This window comes from Actinophytocola sp., assembly GCF_035712165.1.
GTDB lineage: Bacteria > Actinomycetota > Actinomycetes > Mycobacteriales > Pseudonocardiaceae > DASYTH01.
On sequence record NZ_DASTBH010000260.1, the window covers coordinates 1 to 2,338 of the forward strand.

General features: G+C 73.7%; 3 protein-coding genes. 2 read left to right on the forward strand and 1 reads right to left on the reverse strand.

Annotated features, from left to right (window positions below; genetic code table 11):
• Positions 1–78: 78 nt before the first annotated feature.
• The gene (locus tag VFO68_RS14670) at positions 79–1,098 is read right to left on the reverse strand and encodes an Acg family FMN-binding oxidoreductase (protein WP_325158823.1); all 1,020 of its coding nucleotides are present in this window, start codon (positions 1,096–1,098) and stop codon (positions 79–81) included.
• 173 nt (positions 1,099–1,271) lie between these two features.
• Between VFO68_RS14670 and VFO68_RS14675 the strand changes: the two genes are divergently transcribed.
• The gene (locus VFO68_RS14675; RefSeq protein WP_325158824.1) at positions 1,272–1,538 is read left to right on the forward strand and encodes a DUF1918 domain-containing protein; all 267 of its coding nucleotides are present in this window, start codon (positions 1,272–1,274) and stop codon (positions 1,536–1,538) included.
• On the forward strand, positions 1,535–2,338 hold an 804-nt coding region (locus VFO68_RS14680; RefSeq protein WP_325158825.1), incomplete at its 3' end, for a nitroreductase. The genes VFO68_RS14675 and VFO68_RS14680, both read left to right, overlap by 4 nt.

Below are 2,338 nucleotides of genomic sequence, written 5' to 3' on the forward strand. Positions count from 1 at the left end.
ACCACAGGGCCGCCGCCGCGACGAGTTCGCGGCGGCGGCCCTGTTGGTTGACCGCTCGGTTCAGAGTTGGTCCGGTCATCACCTGTCGTTGGAGCGGTGGGCCGTGCCGGGTAGGAAGTCGATGACCTCGTTGACGGGACGGCGGGGGCTCTGCGGGAGGGGTCCGGCGGCGGGGTGGGCCCAGCCGACGCGCAGGATCAGATGGGGCACGGCGTCGTTGTCGAGCACGAGCTCCTCGACCAGGGCGCGGATGTCGGCGACCTCGAGTGCCTGGGACAGCGGGCAGCTGGCCAGGTCCAGGTCGGCCGCGGTGAGCAGGGCGGCGCTGGCGGCTTCGCCGGCGCGCAGCCAGGACATCGGGTCGTCGTCGGGGGTGGCCAACACCAGCAGCTCACCGGCGTCACTCTCGGCGGTGTCCTCGGCGGACTCGATGAGCGTGCCGTTCGGGAAGTCGCGCATGCGGGTGTCGCCGTGGAACGCGGGCCGGGCCAGCGCGCTGGTGGCCGGCACACCGTCGTCGGCCAGCCGGCCGCGGCCGGTCCACGCGGCCAGTTCGGCGGTGTAGGCCGGATCTGCCTGTTGGGTGCTGGCGGCCTGGCTGATCGCGTCGGCCAGGTGGGTGCGCAGGCGCCCAGTGGTGACCGGGATCAGCAGTGCGCCGAGTTCGGCGGCGCGGCGGATCATCAGGTCGAGGTGCCCGGGCGGGACCGGCCAGGAGGAGAAGCTGCGGCGGTCGGTGCGCCGGTGGGCGATCGCCGCCGCGAGCGCGATGTCCTCATCGGACGGAGTGTGCCGGTGCGGCTCGAGCGCGGCGAGGTGGTCGGGGTCGGCCGGGTTGGGGATGCGGTGCACCTCGCTGCTCCAGCCGAGCGCGGCCAGTGCCGTGCGCAGGTGGTGCAGGGCGGCGCCGCAGCTGATCAGCAGGTCCCGGCCGTCGGGGTCGGTGGCCGGCAGCGCCCGGGTTCGGTCGGCCATCAGGTGCACGCTGTGCTCGCCGATCAGAAAGCGCCACGGCTGGGTGTTGTGCACCGACGGTGCCCGCCCGGCCAGCGCGATCGCACCGCGCAGGGTCTCGTGGTCTGGTCTGGTGGTGGTCATGGCCGCCCCCTTTCGCTTGACCCCACCCTCCATCCGTGCCGGCCGGGACGGCAGAGAAGGAGGGCCCGCCCGGAGGGGACTTCGGTCCCCGTTGTGCGGGCCGTGCGGCTCTGCCCGGGCCGGTCCGTTGCCGGCCACCATCGAGGCAGACGGTTCGAGGTGAGGAGGACGCGATGCGCGCGCAGTCGGGTGACTGGCTGGTCATCGAGGCCGGTGACGAGCATCAGCACGCTCGCCGCGGCCTGATCGAGCAGGTCCGCTCGGCCGACGGCGTGCCGCCGTATCTGGTGCGCTGGCTGGACACCGGCCGGACCGCGCTGGTCTTTCCCGGCCCCGACGCCCATGTGCTGACCGCGGCCGAACTGGCGCGCATCGACGCCACCGTCACCGCGCGCTGCGCGGCCGTGCAGACCGAGATCGGACGGAGGTCCCGGCGATGACCACCACCCTGACGCAGTGGACCCGCGGCGAGGTCGCGACGGTGGCGAACGCGGTCCAGCGGGCTCCGTCGGTGCACAACACCCAGCCGTGGATGCTGGAGTTCGGCAGTAACAGCGTCTCGTTGTTCGAGCGATGGGAGCTGTCGCTGCCGTGGCAGGACGCCACCGGCCGGGACCGGTTGATCTCGTGTGGTGCCGCGCTGACCAACCTGCTGCTCGCCGTGCGGGCGCTGGGCTGGGACACGCGCGCCGAGTTGTTCGGTGACCGGGACCGGCCGGACGAGGTGGCCCGGGTGGCGATCACCACCCGCCGTGCGGCCTCCCCTGTGGACAGTGCGCTGTATGCGGCGATTCCGCACCGGCGCAGCCACCGGGCGCCGTTCGCCGACCGGATGGTCGGCGAAGGCGTGCGTCGCGAGCTGATCGCGATCGCGGGAACCGACGGGGTGGCCGCACATCCGGTGCACGGGCTCGAGGAGAACGCCGCGCTGGCCACCCTGCTCGAACACGCCGGCCGGGTGCTGCGGGCCGACCGGGGCTACCAACGCGAACTGGTCACGTGGACCAACGCGCAGCGCGGGTACCAGGCCGGCGGCGGGCTGCCCAGGCCCCGGCTGACCTACGACACGCGGCCCTGGGCGGGCCTGGTGCGCACCAGCACGGCCCTGCCGCACCCGAGTGTCCTGGCTGACCGGCTCGGCCGGGAGTGCCTGCTGCTGCTGTACACCCCGGACGACGGCCCGGTCGACCACGTGCGGGCGGGGCAGGCCGTGCAGCGGATCTGGCTGGCCGTGACCCAC

Coding starts and splice junctions, on each gene's coding strand:
- VFO68_RS14670 (WP_325158823.1), bottom strand. CDS start 1,098: ATGACCACCACCAGACCAGACCACGAGACCCTGCGCGGTGCGATCGCG.
- VFO68_RS14675 (WP_325158824.1), top strand. CDS start 1,272: ATGCGCGCGCAGTCGGGTGACTGGCTGGTCATCGAGGCCGGTGACGAG.